The sequence below is a fragment of the Streptomyces sp. NPDC058371 genome, from assembly GCF_042723265.1.
GTDB lineage: Bacteria > Actinomycetota > Actinomycetes > Streptomycetales > Streptomycetaceae > Streptomyces.
Window position 1 is genome coordinate 140,524 of the sequence record NZ_JBHXJC010000013.1, and the last position, 19,045, is coordinate 159,568.

General features: G+C 71.4%; 17 protein-coding genes. 5 read left to right on the plus strand and 12 right to left on the minus strand.

Annotation, left to right across the window (positions count from 1 at the left end; all coding sequences use genetic code 11):
- Positions 1-49: 49 nt before the first annotated feature.
- From ACFWM2_RS30785 to ACFWM2_RS30800, 4 genes are read right to left on the minus strand one after another with little or no spacing between them, the layout of a single operon-like run.
- Positions 50-1,312, minus strand: coding sequence for a haloacid dehalogenase-like hydrolase (locus ACFWM2_RS30785; protein ID WP_383286739.1), 1,263 nt, complete (start codon positions 1,310-1,312; stop codon positions 50-52).
- 33 nt (positions 1,313-1,345) lie between these two features.
- On the minus strand, positions 1,346-2,128 hold the full coding sequence (locus ACFWM2_RS30790) for a 3-oxoacyl-ACP reductase (protein WP_383286741.1): 783 nt from the start codon (positions 2,126-2,128) through the stop codon (positions 1,346-1,348).
- On the minus strand, positions 2,125-3,552 hold the full coding sequence (locus ACFWM2_RS30795; RefSeq protein WP_383286743.1) for an aldehyde dehydrogenase family protein: 1,428 nt from the start codon (positions 3,550-3,552) through the stop codon (positions 2,125-2,127). The genes ACFWM2_RS30790 and ACFWM2_RS30795 overlap by 4 nt, the downstream gene beginning before the upstream one ends.
- An 8-nt stretch (positions 3,553-3,560) precedes the next feature.
- Positions 3,561-4,925, minus strand: coding sequence for a glutamine synthetase family protein (locus ACFWM2_RS30800; RefSeq protein ID WP_383286745.1), 1,365 nt, complete (start codon positions 4,923-4,925; stop codon positions 3,561-3,563).
- 77 nt (positions 4,926-5,002) lie between these two features.
- On the opposite strand from ACFWM2_RS30800, the gene ACFWM2_RS30805 reads away from it, so the two are divergent.
- Entirely contained in the window at positions 5,003-5,749 is a 747-nt protein-coding gene (locus ACFWM2_RS30805) for a FadR/GntR family transcriptional regulator (RefSeq protein WP_383286747.1), read from the plus strand.
- A 78-nt stretch (positions 5,750-5,827) separates the two neighbouring features.
- Positions 5,828-6,508 (plus strand): gamma-glutamyl-gamma-aminobutyrate hydrolase family protein, encoded by a 681-nt coding sequence (locus tag ACFWM2_RS30810; protein WP_383286749.1) that lies wholly within the window; start codon positions 5,828-5,830, stop codon positions 6,506-6,508.
- Here ACFWM2_RS30810 and ACFWM2_RS30815 read toward each other — a convergent pair.
- A complete protein-coding gene (locus ACFWM2_RS30815; RefSeq protein WP_383286751.1) occupies positions 6,477-7,439 on the minus strand; it encodes an aminoglycoside phosphotransferase family protein in 963 nt (320 codons plus the stop codon). The genes ACFWM2_RS30810 and ACFWM2_RS30815 overlap by 32 nt on opposite strands.
- 202 nt (positions 7,440-7,641) lie before the next feature.
- A complete protein-coding gene (locus ACFWM2_RS30820) occupies positions 7,642-8,580 on the minus strand; it encodes a LysR family transcriptional regulator (RefSeq protein ID WP_383286753.1) in 939 nt (312 codons plus the stop codon).
- A gap of 113 nt (positions 8,581-8,693) precedes the next feature.
- On the opposite strand from ACFWM2_RS30820, the gene ACFWM2_RS30825 reads away from it, so the two are divergent.
- Positions 8,694-9,818 (plus strand): TDT family transporter, encoded by a 1,125-nt coding sequence (locus ACFWM2_RS30825; RefSeq protein WP_383286755.1) that lies wholly within the window; start codon positions 8,694-8,696, stop codon positions 9,816-9,818.
- Here ACFWM2_RS30825 and ACFWM2_RS30830 read toward each other — a convergent pair.
- The 6 genes from ACFWM2_RS30830 to ACFWM2_RS30855 form a co-directional block, all read right to left on the minus strand.
- On the minus strand, positions 9,784-10,527 hold the full coding sequence (locus ACFWM2_RS30830) for a helical backbone metal receptor (RefSeq protein ID WP_383286757.1): 744 nt from the start codon (positions 10,525-10,527) through the stop codon (positions 9,784-9,786). The genes ACFWM2_RS30825 and ACFWM2_RS30830 overlap by 35 nt on opposite strands.
- Positions 10,524-11,321, minus strand: coding sequence for a methyltransferase domain-containing protein (locus ACFWM2_RS30835; RefSeq protein WP_383286759.1), 798 nt, complete (start codon positions 11,319-11,321; stop codon positions 10,524-10,526). Before ACFWM2_RS30835 ends, ACFWM2_RS30830 begins: the two co-directional genes overlap by 4 nt.
- A gap of 31 nt (positions 11,322-11,352) precedes the next feature.
- Positions 11,353-11,931 carry a helix-turn-helix domain-containing protein gene (locus ACFWM2_RS30840; protein ID WP_383286761.1) on the minus strand — a complete coding sequence of 193 codons (579 nt, stop codon included), beginning with the start codon at positions 11,929-11,931 and terminating at the stop codon, positions 11,353-11,355.
- Positions 11,932-12,079: 148 nt separating this feature from the next.
- Positions 12,080-13,051 (minus strand): hypothetical protein, encoded by a 972-nt coding sequence (locus ACFWM2_RS30845; RefSeq protein WP_383286763.1) that lies wholly within the window; start codon positions 13,049-13,051, stop codon positions 12,080-12,082.
- A gap of 171 nt (positions 13,052-13,222) precedes the next feature.
- The gene (locus tag ACFWM2_RS30850; RefSeq protein ID WP_383286765.1) at positions 13,223-15,838 is read right to left on the minus strand and encodes an ABC transporter permease/substrate binding protein; all 2,616 of its coding nucleotides are present in this window, start codon (positions 15,836-15,838) and stop codon (positions 13,223-13,225) included.
- Positions 15,831-16,919: a glycine betaine/L-proline ABC transporter ATP-binding protein gene (locus ACFWM2_RS30855; RefSeq protein ID WP_383286767.1), complete on the minus strand. Its 1,089-nt coding sequence runs from the start codon at positions 16,917-16,919 to the stop codon at positions 15,831-15,833. Before ACFWM2_RS30855 ends, ACFWM2_RS30850 begins: the two co-directional genes overlap by 8 nt.
- Before the next feature lie 269 nt (positions 16,920-17,188).
- On the opposite strand from ACFWM2_RS30855, the gene ACFWM2_RS30860 reads away from it, so the two are divergent.
- Positions 17,189-18,118, plus strand: coding sequence for a 5'-3' exonuclease H3TH domain-containing protein (locus tag ACFWM2_RS30860; protein ID WP_383286994.1), 930 nt, complete (start codon positions 17,189-17,191; stop codon positions 18,116-18,118).
- 56 nt (positions 18,119-18,174) lie between these two features.
- Complete coding sequence (locus ACFWM2_RS30865; protein ID WP_383286769.1) at positions 18,175-19,011, plus strand: siderophore-interacting protein; 837 nt, start codon at positions 18,175-18,177, stop codon at positions 19,009-19,011.
- Positions 19,012-19,045 lie beyond the last annotated feature (34 nt).

Below are 19,045 nucleotides of genomic sequence, written 5' to 3' on the forward strand. Positions count from 1 at the left end.
ACGCGGCCGGGCGGGCGGTGTTCGGTGAGCGGCCTTCAACGGGCGGCGTTCAGTAGACGGTGTCCTGCTGGTCGGGCACCACCGAGCCGTCGTCCCGCCGTACCGGCCCCTTGCCGCCGTCCGGCTCGTTGTAGGCGGTCGTCGAGCACGGGTAGGGGTCCGTCTTCCGCGGAAGCGGCTCGATGAACATCGGGTTGATCACCCAGCGGCCGTCGGCGTCGTCGTACGCCCGGCACATGACCTCGTTCTTGTTCCGGTTGAGGACGAGGTGCGCGCCGGTGGCGTCGCCGACGAAGGTCACGTCGGTGTCGGCGTCGCCGCCCGCGATCGCCGTCCGGTGCCGCCGGTCCTGCTGCTGCCAGGCCGCGGCGCCCTTGACGCCGTAGATCTCCTGGTTGATCCAGCAGCGCTTGCCGTCGATGTACGGAATGGCCTCGCCCTGGCTCGCCGGTACGTCGCCGCAGCCCTGGTTCCAGGTGGTGATCCGGCCGTGCCGGTCCAGGACCGAGCGGATCGCGATCGTGTGCGCCGCGTCGATGCCGACGCCGCGCGACCAGACCTCGGTGACGGGTTCGGAGCCCGCCGAGACGATGTAGACGTCGAATCCGGCCCGTTGCAGCGTGCGGATCAGATCACGCTGCTGGTCGTAGTAGCGGACGTACGCGGGGATGGTGTGCGTGCCGAGGGTCCGGGTCGAGCCGACGGGGGCCGCGAGCGCCTCCTCGCGCGCCTTCTTCGTGTACGAGGTCAGCTCGGCGACCGTGTGCCCGGCGAACAGCTGGGGCACCCAGGCGTACTGCGGGACGGTGCGCCGGTGGTTCCAGTCACCGGCGAAGGCGGCGGCGCCGCTCATCGTCGTCCCGTCCTCGCGGATCTCGAAGATCTCGTCGGTGCAGCCGGTGTTCGTGGCGGTCGGCAGCGGCGCTCCCACCGGCACGTCGGTGCCGCAGGCCGCGGTGAGGGCGGTGTCCGCCGCGTCCGTGAGCCACTTGCTGGTGTCCTGCCAGCTCGCCGGGCGCAGGATCTTGTCGTGCCGCAGGGCCCAGGAGATGGTGGCGTCGGTGACGTCGTTCTTGGTGACCGTGTTGTCCCAGTCGAAGGCGGCCACCGGGCGGCCGCCGCCCCCGTGCCCGGAGCAGCTGCCCCGCTCGTCGATGACCTGCTGGAGGTGGGCGCGGTTGTCGCCGTACCAATGTCCGGACAGGCGAGGGCAGTTCGCGGACGCGGTCGCGGCGGCGACCGGAGCTGTCGGCGCGGCCGCCAGGGCGGCGGCCGCGACCGTGGTCCACGCGAGGGCTGATCGGAATCGCATGGAACGTACATACACCTGAACGGCCCCGAGAACCTACTGGGGCGTGACGTACGCGCCCGAGATTCCACCGTCCACCAGGAAGTCGGTGGCGTTCACGAAGGACGAGTCGTCACTGGCGAGGAAGGCGACCGCGGCCGCGATCTCGTCGGCCTCGGCGAACCGGCCGACCGGGATGTGCACGAGCCGGCGCGCGGCCCGCTCCGGGTCCTTGGCGAACAGCTCCTGGAGGAGCGGGGTGTTCACCGGCCCCGGGCACAGCGCGTTGACCCGGATCCCCTCGCGGGCGAACTGCACGCCCAGCTCGCGCGACATGGCGAGCACTCCGCCCTTGGAGGCGGTGTACGAGATCTGCGAGGTCGCCGCGCCCATCCGGGCCACGAAGGACGCCGTGTTGATGATGGAGCCCCTGCCCTGCTGCCGCATGTACGGGATGGCCGCCTTGCAGCAGAGGAAGACGGAGGTGAGGTTGACCTCCTGGACCCGCTTCCAGGCCTCCAGGCCGGTCTCCAGGATGGAGTCGTCGTCGGGCGGCGAGATGCCCGCGTTGTTGAAGGCGATGTCGACCGATCCGTAGGTCTCGTACGCGGTCCTGAAGAGCGCGTCGACCTCCTCGGGGTCGGTGACGTCGACCTTGACGAAGATTCCGCCGACGTCCTCGGCGGCCGCCTTGCCGCGGGTCTCGTCGACGTCGCCGCAGACGACGTGGGCGCCCTCGGAGGCGAGCCGGCGTGCGGTCGCGAGGCCGATGCCGCTGCCGGCACCGGTGATGACGGCGGTGCGGCCGACGAGGCGACGGCAGATGTTGTCCTCGGTCACTGTGCGGGGCCCTCCGTGCTGATGAAGACGTTCTTGGTTTCGGTGAAGGCGGCAAGCGCGTCCGGGCCGAGTTCACGGCCGATCCCCGACTGCTTGAAGCCGCCGAAGGGGGTCCAGTAGCGGACGCTGGAGTGGGAGTTGACGGACAGGTTCCCGGCGCGGACGGCCTGGGAGACACGCAGCGCCCGGCCGACGTCCCGCGTCCAGATGGACCCGGCGAGGCCGTAGTCGGTCGCGTTGGCGAGCCGGACGGCGTCGGCCTCGTCCTCGAAGGGGAGGACGACGGCGACCGGGCCGAAGACCTCCTCGACGGCCACGCGCGCGCCGGGCGCGACGCCGGTGAGCACGGTCGGCGGGAACCAGAAGCCGGGGCCTTCGGGGGCCTTGCCGCGGATGCCCTCGATGTCGTCGGTGGCGTACGACCGTACGCGCTCCAGCTGCACCCGGGAGATCAGCGGACCCATGCCGGTCCGCTCGTCGGCGGGGTCGCCGACGACCACGGACTCGATGGCCGGGGCGAGGAGGTCGAGGAACCGGTCGTAGACCGAGCGCTGGACGAGGATGCGGGTGCGGGCGCAGCAGTCCTGTCCGGAGTTGTCGAGGAAGGACATGGGGGCGGCCGCGGCGGCGGCCTCGATGTCGGCGTCGGCGAAGACGATGTTCGGGCTCTTGCCGCCGAGTTCGAGGGTGACGCGCTTGAGCAGGGCCGCACCCTTGGCCAACACCTGTTTGCCCACGGCCGTTGACCCCGTGAAGACGATCTTCGCGACCCCGGGGTGCTCGACCAGTGCGTTGCCGGCGACGGCGCCGGCCCCCGGGAGTACCTGGAAGAGGTGCTCGGGCAGGCCTGCCTCCAGGGCGAGTTCGGCCAGGCGCAGCGCCGTCAGGGGGGTCGTCTCGGCGGGCTTGAGGATCACCGCGTTGCCGGCGGCGAGGGCGGGTGCCGTGCCCCAGGCCGCGATGGGCAGGGGGAAGTTCCAGGGCGCGATGACGCCGACCACGCCGAGCGGTTCGAGGATCGTGACGTCGAGACCGCCCGGCACCGGGATCTGGCGGCCGGTCAGCCGTTCCACTCCGCCGGCCGCGTAGTCCAGCAGGTCCCGGACGTTGCCCGCCTCCCAGCGGGCGTTGCCGATGACGTGCCCGGCCTCGCGCACTTCCAGCAGGGCCAGTTCCTCGACGTGTGCGTCCACGGTCGCGGCGAAGCGGCGCAGCAGCCGGGCCCGCTCGCCCGGTGCGAGAGCGGCCCAGCCGGCCTGCGCCTTCGCGGCCCGTACGACGGCCGCGTCGACGTCCCGCGGGGTGGCGGCCGGGACGGTGGCGATGACCTCCTCGGTCGCGGGATTGAGCACCTGGAGCGCGTGCTCGCCGGCGTCAGGACCGGCGGACGGCTCGGCGTGCTGGGCAGCGGACTGGTCGGACAAGAAATGCCTCACAAGCGTTCGAAGGAGCGGCGCAGCTCCCAGTCGGTCACCGCGGCGTCGAAGGCAGCCAGCTCGACGCGGGCCATGTTGCGGTAGTGCGCGACGACCTCGTCGCCGAAGGCGGCCTTGGCGATCGGGCTGTTCTCCCAGATCTCGGCGGCCTCGCGCAGGGTGGTGGGCACGTGCGCGTACTCGGCGGCGTACGCGTTGCCCGCGCAGGCCTCGGGCAGTTCCAGCTTCTGCTCGATGCCGTACAGACCGGCCGCGACGAGTCCGGCGACGGCCAGGTGCGGGTTGACGTCTCCGCCGGGGAGCCGGTTCTCGAAGCGCATCGAGCGGCCGTGGCCGACGACGCGCAGCGAACAGGTGCGGTTGTCGTAGCCCCATGCGACCGCGGTCGGCGCGAAGGAACCGGGCTGGAACCTCTTGTACGAGTTGATGTTCGGGGCGTACAGCAGCGAGAAGTCCCGGAGCGCGGCCAGCTGGCCGGCGAGGAAGTACCGCATGACCTCCGACATACCGCCGGGCCCGTCACCCGCCATCGCGTTGGTGCCGTCCTGGTCGGCGAGCGAGAGGTGGATGTGGCAGGAGTTGCCCTCGCGCTCGTTGTACTTCGCCATGAAGGTCAGCGAGACGCCTTCCTGGGAGGCGATCTCCTTGGCACCGGTCTTGTAGACGGTGTGCTGGTCGCAGGTGACGAGGGCCTCGTCGTACTTGAAGGCGATCTCGTGCTGGCCCGGGTTGCACTCGCCCTTGGCGGACTCGACGGTCAGTCCGGCCGTCTGCATCTCGTTGCGGATGCGGCGCAGCAGGGGCTCGATCCGGCCGGTGCCGAGGACCGAGTAGTCGATGTTGTACTGGTTGGCGGGCGTCAGGTCCCGGTAGTGCGCGTCCCAGGCCTGCTCGTAGGTGTCCTTGAAGACGATGAACTCGAGCTCGGTGCCGACCTGGGCGGTGTAGCCGAGTTCCGCGAGCCGGTCGAGCTGCTTGCGCAGGATCTGCCGGGGCGCGGCCACCACGGGGGAGCCGTCGTTCCAGACGAGGTCGGCGATGAGCAGGGCGGTGCCCTCGTTCCACGGCACGCGCCGCAGGGTGGCGAGATCCGGGCGCATGGCGAAGTCGCCGTAGCCCCGGTCCCAGGAGGACATGTCGTATCCCTCGACGGTGTTCATCTCGGTGTCGACGGCGAGGAGGTAGTTGCAGCCCTCCGTGCCGTGCTCCAGGACGTCGTCGAGGAAGAAACGGGCGGCGAACCGCTTGCCCTGGAGCCGCCCCTGCATATCGGGGAAGGCCAGGACTACCGTGTCGATCTCTCCGCTCGCGACGAGGGCTCGAAGCTCCTCGACACTGAGCGGGGGTGTGCGGTCTGCCACGGGAAGTGCCTCCTTCGGTCAGCCGAGAGCCATAAGGTATTGCGGAGAACCATTGCTTGGGAAGGGGGAACGGCCAGATGTCGCAGACGGATCCTGACGGTGGCCCGGGCGGCCTCGTGGACCGGCTGACGCCGGTGCTGCGGCCGGTGCGGGCGGGCAACGGTTTCGAGGAGGCGCTGGAACAGATCCTCCAGGTCGTCCGGCTCGGGCTGGTGCCGGGCGGCGAGCGGCTGCCCGCGGAACGCGAGCTGGCCGAGCGGCTGGGGATCAGCCGGGTGACCCTGCGCGAGGTACTGAAGGTGCTCCAGGACGAGGGGCTCGTCGAGTCGCGGCGGGGCAGGTACGGCGGCACGTTCGTCCGGCCGCGGACCGACGCGCGGGGCGAGGACGAGCTGCGGCGCCGGGTCGCGGCGGTCGACATCGAGGACGTGCTGCGCTTCCGCGAGGTGCTGGAGGTCGGAGCGGCCGGTCTCTGCGCGGCGCACGGGCTGTCCCCGCAGCAGGCGGCGCGGCTGCGCGACGCGCTGGCCCGCACGCACGACGCGCCACTGGCGGACTACCGGCGCCTGGACACGCTGCTGCACCTCACCCTCGCCGAGCTGTGCGGCTCCCCCTCGCTCACGGCCCAGTACGCGGCCGTACGCGCGAACCTCAACGACCTGCTCGACTGCATCCCGCTCCTGGTGCGGAACCTGGAGCATTCGCAGCGTCAGCACATCGCGCTGGTCGAGGCGGTGCTCGACGGGGACGCGGACGGCGCGCGGGAGATGATGCGCGAACACTGCGGGGGCACGGCGGCGCTGCTGCGGGGTTTCCTGGCCTGAGCGACGGGCAGGTCTTGATTCCGCCCGCCCGGCCAGCAATGGTATGAACGTGTTCCATTGAATCCCAGGGAGTGCAGTGTGGGCAGGCCGCTGATCGGTGTGAGTACGTATCTGGAGCCCGGGGTGCGCTGGGGCGTCTGGGAGCTGGACGCGACACTGCTGCCGGCCGGCTATCCGCGGCTCGTGCAGCGGGCGGGCGGGCTCGCCGCCCTGCTGCCGCCGGACGATCCGGCGTATGCCGCGGAGGCCGTCGCCCGCCTCGACGGGCTGGTCGTCGCGGGCGGCCCGGACGTCGAGCCCGCGCGGTACGGCGCCGAGCGCTCCCCGCGCACCGGCCCGCCGGCCGCGGAGCGGGACGCCTGGGAACTCGCCCTGATCGAGGCGGCGTTGGCGTCCGGCACACCTCTTCTCGGCATCTGCCGCGGGATGCAGCTCCTGAACGTCGCCCTCGGCGGGACCCTCGTGCAGCACCTCGACGGCCATCTGAAGGACGTCGGAGTCTTCGGGCAGCACGACGTGACGCCCGTACCCGGGACCCGGTACGCGGAGGCCGTCCCGGAAACCAGCACCGTGCCCGCGTACCACCACCAGGCGGTGGAGCGGCTCGGCGAGGGCCTGCTGGCCTCTGCCCACGCCACGGACGGCACGGTGGAGGCGATCGAACTTCCCCGCCCCGCCTGGGCGTTGGGTGTGCAGTGGCACCCCGAGATGGGCGACGACCCCCGCGTCATGCGGGCCCTGATCGAAGCCTCTTCCTGAGCCACTCCAGGGCCGCCTCCCCCTGAGCCCGCTGGAAGGGGCGCAGGGTCGGCAGCCCCGGAGGCGCCGGCCGACGGGACTGGTGCACGAAGTAGCCCGCCACGGCGGCCAGCGTGGCCGTGGCGCCGTCCGGGTCGGCCGCCCGGCCCAACGGGTGTGCGGCGAAGAGCACTTGCGGGTCGGGGCCGCCCTGAGCGCGCACGCACGGGAGCATGACCAACAGGTCGAACCAGGGGGCGGCCCGCACGGCGTGCGGCCAGTCCACGAAGACGACCTGGCCGGCCACCGTGAGCAGGATGTTGTCCGCGCGCAGATCACCGTGCGCCAGGGTGTCACCGCTCGCGAACCGGGCCCAGGGGGAGGCGAGTTCGGCCAGCTCGCGCAGATGGCTCCGCGTCCAGGGGTCGAGGCCCTCGCCGGTGTCGCCCTCCTCGGTCATTCGCTGCCAGCCACGGAAGGCGTCCGCGCTGCTCGCGGCGACCGGCGGAGCGTCCACCGGGGACGGGGTGAGCGCCCGGCCCAGCTCGCCGACCGCGTCGAGCACCCGCGTCAACTCGTCGTCCCGCCACGGGACATGGGGCTGGCGACCGTCGACATCCTCGAAGACGAGAGCGACCCAGGTGCCGTCGTCGTAGGAGCCGAGCAGACGGGGTGCGGGAACCTCGGGAGGGAGCGCGGCGGCGTGGCGGGCCTCTGCGCGGTGCATCGCCGGGCTGTCCGGGTTCGTCTCGGCGCTCACCGCCTTGACGAACGCGCGACGCCCGGCTGCCGTGGTGACGCGGGCCGCCACGCCGGGCGAGAAGCCGCCGGTCTGGGTGACCGCCGCCGTCACCGGCGCCCCGAGCAGGTCCGCGACGGCGCCCTTGACCGCCCCGGGAAGTGCTTCCCAGGAGGTACGGACACCTGTGGCGGGCGGGGCGGGGAGGCGCATGTCCGCATCCTGCGGGGCGCCGGGCGGGCCGCGCCACGCAATTTCGCGAGCGGCACGTGCGGTACCTGCAACCGCCCGTACCACCGGAACAGGGTGCGCGATGCCTGCAACCGCCCGTACCACCGGAACGCGGTGCGCGGCACCCGTAGCCGCCCGTACGGGACGCGACAAGTCCCTCGCGGAGCGCCCCCGGCCGATCCCGTCACGCCCGGCTTCGGGTGAGCGTCAGCAGGTCGCGGGCCGGGCCCGTGGGACGGTGGCCCGTCGGCCAGACCGCGCGGAGGGCTCGGTGGAGGCGTACCTCGGCGAGCGGGATGCTCACCAGGCGATGGGAGGAGAGCTCCTCGCGCAGGGCCAGTTCGCTCAGCACGGCGGGCCCCGCGCCACTGACCGCCGCGGCCTTCACCGCCGTGGTCGAGGAGAGTTCCAGGAGCGGCAGGGCCAGACCGCCGAGCGCCGTGTCGAGGACCTGGCGGGTGCCCGAGCCCTTCTCGCGGAGGATGAGGGCGGTCGCGGCCAGCTCGTCCGCGGCGAGCGGAGCGCGCCGGCGGGCCCACGGGTGCGTCGGGGCCACCACCACGATCAGGTCGTCATGCGCGATGACGGCCGAATCCAGTCCCGTCGGCACCGACAGTCCCTCGACGAAGCCCAGATCCGCCTCGCCGGTCAGCAACTGCTCGGCAACCACGGTCGAGTTGCCCGCGAGCAACGACACGGCCGTACCGGGTCGCTGCGCGTGCAAGGCGATCAGCCAGCCGGGCAGCAGGTACTCGGCGATCGTCATGCTCGCCGCGACCCGCAGCCGGGAGTCGCGACGGTCGCGCAGCGCCCGTGCCCCCACGTCGAAGGCCTCCGCCGCCTCGACGATCCGCCGCGCCCATTCGGTGACCAGCGCACCGGCGTCGGTGAGGCGCGAGCCGCGCGGCGACCGGTCGACCAGGGCCACGCCCAACTGCCGCTCCATGGAACGGATCCGGCTGCTGGCCGCGGGCTGCGTGATCCCGAGCTCGCGCGCGGCCCGCCCGAGACTCCCCAGCCGGGCCACGGCCAGCAGCAACTCCAGCGCGCCCAGATCCGGGACGCGATGCGCGATCCCGGCCGACGCCCCCGCGCCGCCCACCGCCTCCGGCTGCTCAGCCATGGGGACCCCCGTAAGGGCCACTGCCGTACGTCCGCTCACTCATAAACCCAGCTTATGCCCTCATAGACACGTACTCCCTGGTGGCGGGCCCGGGACGGCGGGACCGTGGAGACATGGTCACCGCAGCCCCGCCCCTCCCCCTCCCGATCGCAGAGGTCCGCCGCCCCCGCGCCGCCGCCGTCCGCCACCTCGGGCCGAACTGGTACGCCTCCGTGATGGGTACGGCAATCGTGGCCACGGCGGGAGCCGGACTGCCCGTGGACGTGCCCGGGCTGCGCACGGCGTGCGCGGTCGTCTGGGCCCTCTCGCTGATCATGCTCGTCACCCTGCTCGGCGCCCGGACCCTGCACTGGACCTACCACCGCGACCAGGCCCGCGCCGGCCTCCTCGACCCGGGCACGGCCCCCTTCTACGGCTGTGTCGCCATGGCCCTGCTCGCCGTCGGCGGCGCCACCATCGTGGTCGGCGCGGACTGGATCGGGACACGGGCGGCGGCCGTCCTGGACGCCGTGCTGTTCAGCGCCGGTACGGCCGTCGGGCTGACGGTCGCCGTGGTGGTGCCGTACCTCATGGTGGTCCGCCATCGCATCGAGCCCAACCAGGCGACGCCGGTCTGGCTGCTGCCCGTCGTCTCGCCGATGGTGTCCGCCGCGCTCGGCCCCCTGCTGGTCCCCCACCTGCCGCCCGGGCAGGCACAGGAGAGCCTCCTGCTCGCCTGTCTCGCGATGTTCGGGCTCAGTCTGGTGGCCACCCTGCTCATGCTCCCGTTGATCTTCGCCCGGCTGATCACCGGCGGTCCGCTGCCGCTCGCGATGACCCCGGTCCTGTTCCTGGTCCTCGGTCCGCTCGGGCAGTCCACCACCGCCGTCAACAAGTTCGCGGACAGCGCCCCCGGTGTGGTCCCCGTCCCCTACGACCAGGGCATGGCGGTCCTCGCCGTGCTGTACGGCGTGCCGGTGATGGGCTTCGCACTGCTCTGGCTCGGCCTCGCCGGCGCGTTGGTACTGCGGGCCCGGCGCCGGGGCATGGGGTTCACGATGACCTGGTGGGCGTTCACCTTCCCGGTGGGCACCTGTGTCACCGGCGCGGAGGGACTCGCCCGGCACACCGGACTCGCCGCGTTCGACGCGCTCGCGGTCGGCCTGTACGCACTGCTCGTGGCCGCCTGGGCCGTGGCCGCCGTCCGCACAGCCCGCGGTCTGCTCAGCGGCGAGCTGCTCGCAGCGCCTCGCCGATGACCTCGGGAGCCTGCGCCAACGAGGGTCCGTACCAGGTGAGATGACGGCCGCTGACGAGTGCGCAGGGGGTTCCCGGGAACGCCTCGGGGCCGTCGTCGGCGCTGAAACGGTAGGGCTCGTCGGGCAGGACCACGAGGTCGGGCCCTGCGTCCCGCAGCTCCTCCACCGGGACCCGCGGATAGCGCTCGGAGTGGCCCGCGTACAGCTGGTCCACGCCCAGCCGCGCGAGCACGTCCCCGGCGAAGGTGTCCCGGCCGAGCACCATCCAGGGCCGCCGCCAGACCGGCACGACGGCGGTCGTACGGCGGTCCGGCTCGGGAAGGTCCGCCCACGCGGCCTCCGCCTCGTCGAGCCAGCGCGGCCGGGACCGGGCCCCGCAGGCCCGCAGCACCCGGTCCAGTTCGCGGAAGGCCGCCGGCACGTCCCGCACCTCGGTGACCAGGACCTCGATCCCCGCCTCGCGCAGGGCGGCCAGGTCGGGGGCGCGGTTCTCCTCCTCGTTGGCGACGACCAGGTCGGGGGCCAGCCGGACGATCGCCTCCACCGCGGGATTCTTGGTGCCGCCGATCCGTACGACGTCGAGGTCCGCCGGATGGCTGCACCAGTCGGTCGCGCCGGCCAGGGCGCCGGGGAGCGACACGGCCACGGCCTCGGTCAGCGAGGGCACCAGCGAGACCACACGCCTCGCCGCGCTGTGAAAGGCGGTCACGGCCGTGTGCCCCAGGTGGTGATCAACGGATACGAGCTGACCGCGAAGGCGGGGTCGTCGAGGAGCCGCAGACAGCGCTCCAGCCGGTCCGGCGTCAGCCCCTCCCCCAGGAGCCGCTCGGCCAGCTGCCGGATGTTGACCTGGTGGAGCTGGGTGCCGGGCGATCCGCCGGTCCAGGACTCGGCGTACGTCACCGACGCCACGTCCGTCAGCCCGGCCGCACGCAGCGCCCCGTACGTGCGCAGGCCCCAGTGGATGTCGGCGCCGGCCCGCGAGACGACCGTCATCACCGCGTCGTGCGTCCGCTCGAAGAGCGCGGCCGCCTCGGGCGTGGGCGCCGCGAGGACGGAGATCCAGCCGCAGTCGAACTCGTCCAGCACCAGCCGTCCGCCGGGACGCAGCGCCCGCACCAGCCGGTCCAGGGCGGCGAGCCGCTCCGGCACGTGCAGCAGCACGAGCCGTGCGTGGACGAGGTCGAACCCGCCCTCGGGCAGGTCTTCCTTGCTGATGTCGTGGCGTACGACGCGGAGGTTGGGGCGCTCGGGCAGGCCGTCCATCCAGCGCGGTTCGAGGTCCGTGGCCAGCACGGAGCCGCTGGGTCCGACCCGGTCGGCGAGCCAGCCGGCCACCGAGCCGCCGCCCGCACCCACCTCCAGACAGCGCGTTCCCGCCGCGACGCCGAGGTCGGCCAGCCGCGCGAAGGTCACCGGGTCGTAGCAGGTCTCCAGGGCGTCGAAACGCCCACCGGCGTGCTCGGAGGTGTTGTCGAAGGCGTAACCGGGGGTGCCTGGCATGGCGTCAGTATCCCAGCGCCGCCCGGTCGGGTCAGCGGCCCCCGAAGGCGTGCCGGTCCTCCACGGCGTCGATGTGGTCGGCGACGGCGACCACGACCACACGGGTGTCCGGCACGGTCGCCCGCCACCGGTGGCGTACCCCGCCCGTCAGGTACAGCGTGTCGCCGCGCCCGAGCCGGTGGGCGCGGCCCTCCGCCTCGACCTCCACCGCGCCGTCCGCGACGTACATCAACTGGTCGTTGCGGTGCTGCAGTTCGCGGCCCGCGTCGTGGTCGCCGGTGAACTCCGTGGCGTGCAGCTGATGGTGACCGCGCACCAGAGGGCGCACCCGGGCCTCGGAGGTGAACTCGGCGGCGTCGGCCCGCACGACGTCCACGCTGCACGCCGGGTCGGCCGCGGCCAGCAGCTCGCCGGCGGTGGTGTCGAGGGCGTCGGCGACCCGCTCCAGGGAGCGCCTGCTGGGCCGGGCCCGCTCGTTCTCCACCTGGCTCAGGAAAGGGACCGACAGGCCGCTGCGCTCGGCCACGACGGCGAGGGTGAGCTCCAGTGCCCGGCGCCGCCGCCGGACGGCCGCGCCCACCCGAAGGGGCTGTTCTTTGTGGTCGCCCATCGCTCCGGCTCCCTCCATCGCTCGTCGGTTGCTGCTTCTGACCACTTCTCACGGCAGTGCTTCTGATGAGTTCTCTGCACCCTACGCATGTTCGGCAAACCGTTTCATGCGCCCGTCACATCGCTGTCACACCGAGGGAGGGCCAGGGTTACAGTTCGCGCCAATAGACGAGTTCTCCCGACTCGCCCGGTGCCGACTCCTCCCGGGGGACGAAAAGGCTGACCAAGAGCGCCGGGTGCCCTGCGGGGTCGGTGATCAGGGCGGCCGACGGATTGGCGAAGGCGCGGCTGCCGCCGTGGGTGCGGAGGCCGAGCCGGTCGGCCCGACCGGTGGCCGGATCGTAGGCGTACGTCCGCCAGCTCCCGAAGTCGTTCTGCCACCGCTGGCCCTCGACCAGGACCAGCTCGCCGCCGCCGAGTTCGAGGGCGGAGCGGTCGCCTATGTTGCCGGCGGTGCCCCAGGACTCCAGGGCGCGGTCGAGGCGCTGGTCGGGACGTGCGTGCCAGGTCCTGAAGTCCGTGAGCACGGCGCGCAGTTGCCGGTCGTTGTCGCACTCCGCCCGGTAGTGCCCGGTGAGTTCGACCGTCCCGTCGTGCACCGCGGTGATGTCCGGCGTGCCCTCGGCGCAGCGCGAGAGCGTCAGGGGTGCGTCGAACGCGTGCTCGGCCGTGCCGGTCAGCAGGGCGTCGAGATCCGGGTAGCCGCGTACGGCTATGTGGTTGTCCGGATCCTTCTCGTACGCGAGGACGTAACCGCCGCGGTCGTCGGCGGCGAGGCTGGGCTGGCTGGTGCCCGCGCCGAAGTCGTGCCGCCGGGTCCAGGTGCGCAGGTCGGCGGAGGTGGCGAGGGCCGCGTGGAAGCGGCCGTCGCCGAGGGTCGTGTGGTAGACGGCGAGATACATGCCGTCCGCCGCCTGCACGATCTGCGCGGCGTCCATGGTGCGGCCGGAGTCGTCCCGCGTGCCGTAGCTGTGGCCGTCGGACGTGCGCACGTCCCCGGCCAGTTCCGCGAAGCGCGCGGTGGCCGCGGAGGCGGGGGCCGCGCTCGCGTCCGGCAGGCGGGAGAGCAGGAGCGCGGCAGCCGTCAGCGCGACGAGGAGTACGGGCAGGCGTGCGGTCACGGGTGGCTCACAGGGACGGGCGGCGGGCAGAGGACGAGCGTACGAACGACTCGGCCGCCCCGGGTACGCCCCGAGGGGTGGGCTTCGCCACACGAGAACCGCTCGGGTTCCCGTCGCGAGGCCCACCCCTCGGGGTGAGCGGCGGCCGGACGGCCGCCGTACCGGTCCGGTCTACTGCGGAGTCATCCGCTCGACCATGTCCGGGTGCTGCTTCAGCCATGTGGCGACGGCGTCCTCCTCATGGCCCTGTCCCGACTTCTTGATCTCGCTCTCCAGGCTGCCGAGCTCGCCCTCGCTCATCCGGAAGTTCTTGATCCACTTGGTGAGCTGCGGGTACTGCTCCGGGAACTTCTTGCTGGAGATGGTCCGGATCGTGTTGCCCTCTCCGAACAGCTTCTTGTCGTCCGCGAGCTTGGTCAGCTTGTACTCGCTGTAGGCCCAGTGCGGAGACCACAGCACAACGGCCACCGGCTCCTTCTTGGCGTACGAACGCTTCAGCTCGGCCAGCATCGCGGGCGTGGAGCCGTCGACGACCTTGTACTCCTTGTCGAGCCCGTAGCCCGGCAGGACCTTCTTCTTGAGCAGGTTCATCTCGCCGGTGCCCGGCTCGATACCGATGATCTTGCCGTCGAAGGTGCCGGCCTTGCCCTTGAGGTCCGCCAGGGTCTTGACGCCCTTGACGTACGAGGGCACGGCGACCTCCAGCGAGGTCGGCCGGTACCAGGTGCCCAGGTCCTTGAGGTCGTTCTTGTGCTGGTCCCAGTAGTTCTTCTGGGCATACGGCAGCCACGCGTCGAAGTTGACGTCGAGGTCGCCGGTGGCCAGGCCGGTGTAGACCGGGCCGACATCCATCTGCTTGAGGTTCAGCTTGTAGCCGCGCCGTGCCAGGACGTTCTTCCACAGATAGGTGACGGCGACGTCCTCGTCCCAGGGGAACCAGGCGACATTCACCTCGCGTTTCGCCTCGGCGCTCGTGCCGGACGAGGAGCGCTCGACCGGCGCCAGCTTGTCGGCGAGCCCGGGGTTCTGCTTCAGCCAGGCACGCACGGCGTCCTGCTGCTTGCCCTTGCCGGCCTTGTTGATCTCGGCCTCAAGACTCGTGAGCTGCTTCTCGGTCAGCTTGAAGTTCTTGAGCCACTTGCCGACGGCCGGGTTGTCCTGGGCGAAGCCCTTGCGGGACAGCGTGTGCACGCCGTCGCCCTTGCCCCAGGCGCCCTTGGGGTCCTTGAGCTTCTTCAGCTTGTAGTCGCTGTACGCCCAGTGCGGCGACCAGAGCGTGCCGACGAACGGCTCCTTCTTGGCGTACGCGCGCTTCAGCTCGGCCAGCATCGCGGGCGTGGAGCTGTCGACGACCTTGTACTCCTTGTCGAGCCCGTACGCCTTGAGGACCTTGGTCTTGAGCAGGCCCATCATCCCGGCGCTCGGCTCGATGCCGGTGATCTTGCCGCCGAACTCGTCGGCCTTGCCCTTGAGATCCTCCAGGGAGTCGATGCCCTTCATGTACGAGGGCACGCTCAGCTCCAGGGACGTCGGGCCGTACCAGGAGCCCAGGTCGTCGAGCTGCTTGCCGTACTTCTTCCAGTACTGCTCGTGCGTGGTCGGCAGCCAGGCGTCCGTCTGGAAGTCGATGTCACCCCCGGCGAGCGAGGTGTAGATCGGGCCGGCCTCCATTTGCTTCGTCTCGACCTCGAAGCCGCGCTCCTCCAGGAGCTCCTTCCACAGAAACGTGGAGGCGACGCCCTCGTCCCAGGGGATGTAGCCGATGGTGATCTTCTTGCCCTGGCCGACGTTCTCGGCGTCGGACGCGGTGGCCTGGGTGTCGCTGGAGCCGAAGATGCCCATGCCGCCCGCGACCAGCGCGAGCACGACGACGCCCACCACGGCCACGGCGGGCCGGGGGCGGTAGGACCAGATCTTCAGCCCCTGTGCGGCGCGCAGCCTGGCGGCGGCGCGGCGGCCGAGCGGTGAGACCTGGGTGCCCAGGGAGCTGGTCATCCGGTCCAGGTAGATGGCCAGGATGACGATGGCGACTCCGGCCTCGGCGCCCAGGCCGACGTTCAGCTGGCCGATGGCCTGGTTCACGTCGCCACCGAGGCCGCCGGTGCCGACCATGCCCGCGATGGCAGCCATGGAGAGGCCCAGCATGATGACCTGGTTGACGCCGGCCATGATCGTGGGCAGCGCCAGGGGCAGCTGGACGCGGAGCAGGATGTTGCCGGGGGTGGTGCCGAACGCGTCGGCGGCCTCGACCAGTTCCTTGTCGACCTGGCGGATGCCCAGCTCCGTCATCCGGACGCCGGGGGCCAGCGCGAAGATCAGGGTGGCCACCAGGCCCGCGGGGGCGCCCGTGCCGAAGAAGAGGAGCGCCGGGATGAGGTAGACCATCGCGGGCAGCGTCTGCATGAAGTCGAGCACCGGGCGCACGAGTCCGCTGACCCGGTCGGAGCGTGCCGCCCAGATGCCCACGGGCACGGAGATGACGAGCGCGATGACCGTCGCCACGATGATGAGCGAAAGGGTCTCCATCGCGTTCGCCCACAGTTCGAGGGAGTCGATGAAGGCGAAGCCGACGAAGGCCAGGACACCGGCAAAGGTGCCGCGCAGCCAGAACGCGATCACGGCGAATATGCCCGCGAGGAGAAGCGGTTCCGGGGCCTGGAGGACGTCGTTGATGCCGTCGAACGAGCCCTGGAAGACGGTCTTGAGGAAGTCGAAGAGCCACGACATGTGGTCGAGCAGCCAGTCGACCGTGTCGTTGACCCAGTCGCCGAAGGGGATCCTAGGCACCGGCCTTCACCACCTTGACGCGCTTGTCGCGCGGTGTGTCACAGGCCACGGGTTCGCCCTGCTGGTCTCCCAGGAAGCCGATCAGCCGCTGCCGTGGCACGACTCCGACCAGTGCCTGTTTCTTGTCGAGCACGGCGACCGCGTGCGACAACCGGGCGCTGATCGCGCACAGTTCGGTGAACGAGGTGTCGGGCGAGGCGGTCTCACAGCCGCAGTCCGCCTCGTTGCCGCGTACGTCCCTGTCCATGACGGACTCCGCGGTGAGGACCCGGGAGCGGTCCACGTCCTTGGTGAAGGAGGCGACGTAGTCGTTCGCGGGGCGCACCAGGATGTCCTCGGCGGTGCCTTCCTGGACTATTCGGCCGTCGCGCATGACGGCGATCCGGTCGCCCAGGCGCATGGCCTCGTTGAGGTCGTGCGTGATGAAGACGATGGTCTTCTTGAGCTTGCGCTGGAGCTCGATCAGCTGGTCCTGCATGTCGCGGCGGATCAGCGGGTCGAGCGCGCTGAAGGACTCGTCCATCAGCAGCAGGTCGGCGTCGGTGGCGAGCGCGCGGGCCAGGCCGACGCGCTGCTGCATACCGCCGGACAGCTCGTCGGGCCAGGACTTCTCCCAGCCCGCAAGGCCCACCATCTCCAGCGCCTCGGTGGCCCGCCGCTTGCGCTCACCGCTCGGCACGCCCTGGACCTCCAGGCCGTAGGCGGCGTTCTCGCGGACGCTGCGGTGCGGGAAGAGCGCGAAGTGCTGGAAGACCATGCTGATCTTCTTCGAGCGGACCTCGCGCAGTTCGCGCGCGCTGAGTCCGGTCAGGTCCTGTCCGTCGAAGCGGACCTGTCCGGCGGTCGGCTCCAGCAGTCCGTTGAGCATGCGCAACAGCGTGGACTTGCCGGATCCGGACAGGCCCATGACCACGAAGATCTGGCCCGGCGCCACGGTGAAGGAGGCGTCGATCACGGCGGCGGTGGTGCCTTCGCTGCGCAGTTCCTCACGGTCGGCTCCCTGGCGGAGCCGTTCCACCGCGTCGTCGGGTCGTCTGCCGAACACCTTGTACAGATGCTCCGCCTCAAGCGTGGATGCCACGGGCGCCTCTCCTCTAGAACCACAACGGCCCGCCTCCCCCGCCGGCGGGCCGTGGAGCGAGGCGGGTTCCGCCCGCTCGACCGGATGGCATTTGTCAGGTGTGGTTGAAAATGCGATCGGCTTCGCTCCGGCTCGGCGCCTGCCCATGCTTATACGGACCAAACGCAGGAGTGACCCAGTTCACATGTCGTTCACCTTGATCTTGTAAGGCCGCGCATGCCGAGCCCCGTACCCGTTCCGAACCGTGCCTGTCGGTGCCGTACGGCATGATGCGCAGGGTGACCAGACGCCTGATGCTGCTCGACACCGCCTCCCTGTACTTCCGGGCCTACTTCGGGGTTCCCGAATCGGTGAAGGCCCCGGACGGCACGCCCGTGAACGCCGTGCGCGGGCTGCTCGAATTCATCGACCGCCTGGTCAAGGACCACCGTCCCGACGACCTGGTCGCCTGCATGGACGCCGACTGGCGCCCCCAGTGGCGCGTCGACCTGATCCCCTCCTACAAGGCGCACCGGGTGGCCGAGGAGCGCGAGCTGGGCCCGGACGAGGAGGAGGTGCCGGACACGCTGTCACCGCAGGTGCCGGTCATCGAGGAGGTGCTCGACGCGCTCGGCATCGCCCGCGTGGGCGTCGCCGGGTACGAGGCGGACGACGTGATCGGCACCTTCACCGGACGCGCCACGGGCCCCGTCGACATCGTCACCGGCGACCGCGATCTGTACCAACTGGTCGACGACAAGCGGGAGATCCGCGTGCTCTACCCCCTCAAGGGTGTCGGCACGCTCCAGCTCACCGACGAGGCGTGGCTGCGCGAGAAGTACGGCGTCGACGGTCAGGGGTACGCGGATCTGGCGCTGCTGCGCGGCGACCCCAGCGACGGCCTGCCGGGCGTGCCGGGCATCGGCGAGAAGACGGCCGCCAAGCTGCTGGCCGAGTTCGGCGACCTGGCCGGGATCATCGCCGCGGTCGACGACCGGGCGGCCCGGCTGACTCCCTCGCAGCGCAAGCGGCTGGACGAGTCGCGGCCGTATCTCGCCGTCGCGCCCAAGGTTGTGCAGGTCGCGGGCGACGTCCCGTTGCCGGCCGTGGACACGGCGCTGCCGCACGCGCCGCGCGATCCGGCGGCGTTGGACGGGCTCGCGGCGCGCTGGGGTCTCGGTGGATCGTTGCAGAGGTTGCTCGCGACTCTTCAGGCATGAGGTGTTAACTGGGGAGAGATGCTAACTTAGGTAACCCTAAGAACTGGGAGGCTGTCATGGCAGAGCGTCCGGCACGCAGGACCCCAAAGCCCCACTCCGCGCGGGTCGTGCGGACCGAACGGCTGACCCCGCACATGCAGCGGGTCGTGCTCGGCGGCGACGGCCTCGCCGGGTTCACCCTCGGCTCCTGCACCGACCATTACGTGAAGCTGCTGTTCGGCGCCGAGGGTGTCGCCTACCCCGAGCCGTTCGACATGCAGCGCATCCGCGACGAGTTCCCGCGCGAGCAGTGGCCGGTGACCCGCACCTACACGGTGCGCAACTGGAATCCCGAACTGCACGAGCTGACCCTCGACTTCGTGGTGCACGGCGACGAGGGGCTGGCCGGCCCCTGGGCCCTGCGCGTCCAACCGGGTGAAATCGTGCGGTTCATGGGCCCCGGCGGTGCCTATGCGCCCGACGCGAGCGCCGACTGGCATCTGCTGGCCGGTGACGAGAGCGCCCTGCCCGCCATCGCGGCATCCCTGGAGGCGCTGCCCGAGGGAGCCACGGTCCGCGCCTTCGTGGAGGTTTCCGGGCCCGAGGAGGAGCAGAAGATCGACTCCGACGCGGAGGTCGTCTGGCTGCACCGCGGGGACCGGCCGGTCGGTACCGCCCTGGTGGAGGCCGTCCGTGCGCTGGAGTTCCCGGCGGGCCGGGTGCACGCCTTCGTGCACGGCGAGGCGGGCTTCGTGAAGGAGCTGCGCCGGCTGCTGCGCGTCGAGCTCGAGATCCCGCGCGAGGACCTGTCCATCTCCGGCTACTGGCGGCTCGGGCACAACGAGGACGGCTGGCAGGCGTCGAAGCGGGATTGGAACGCGCAGGTGGAGGCGGAGCAGGAGACGGCCGCGTAGCACCAACCCGCGTGCGGCGGCGCCGCACGACACA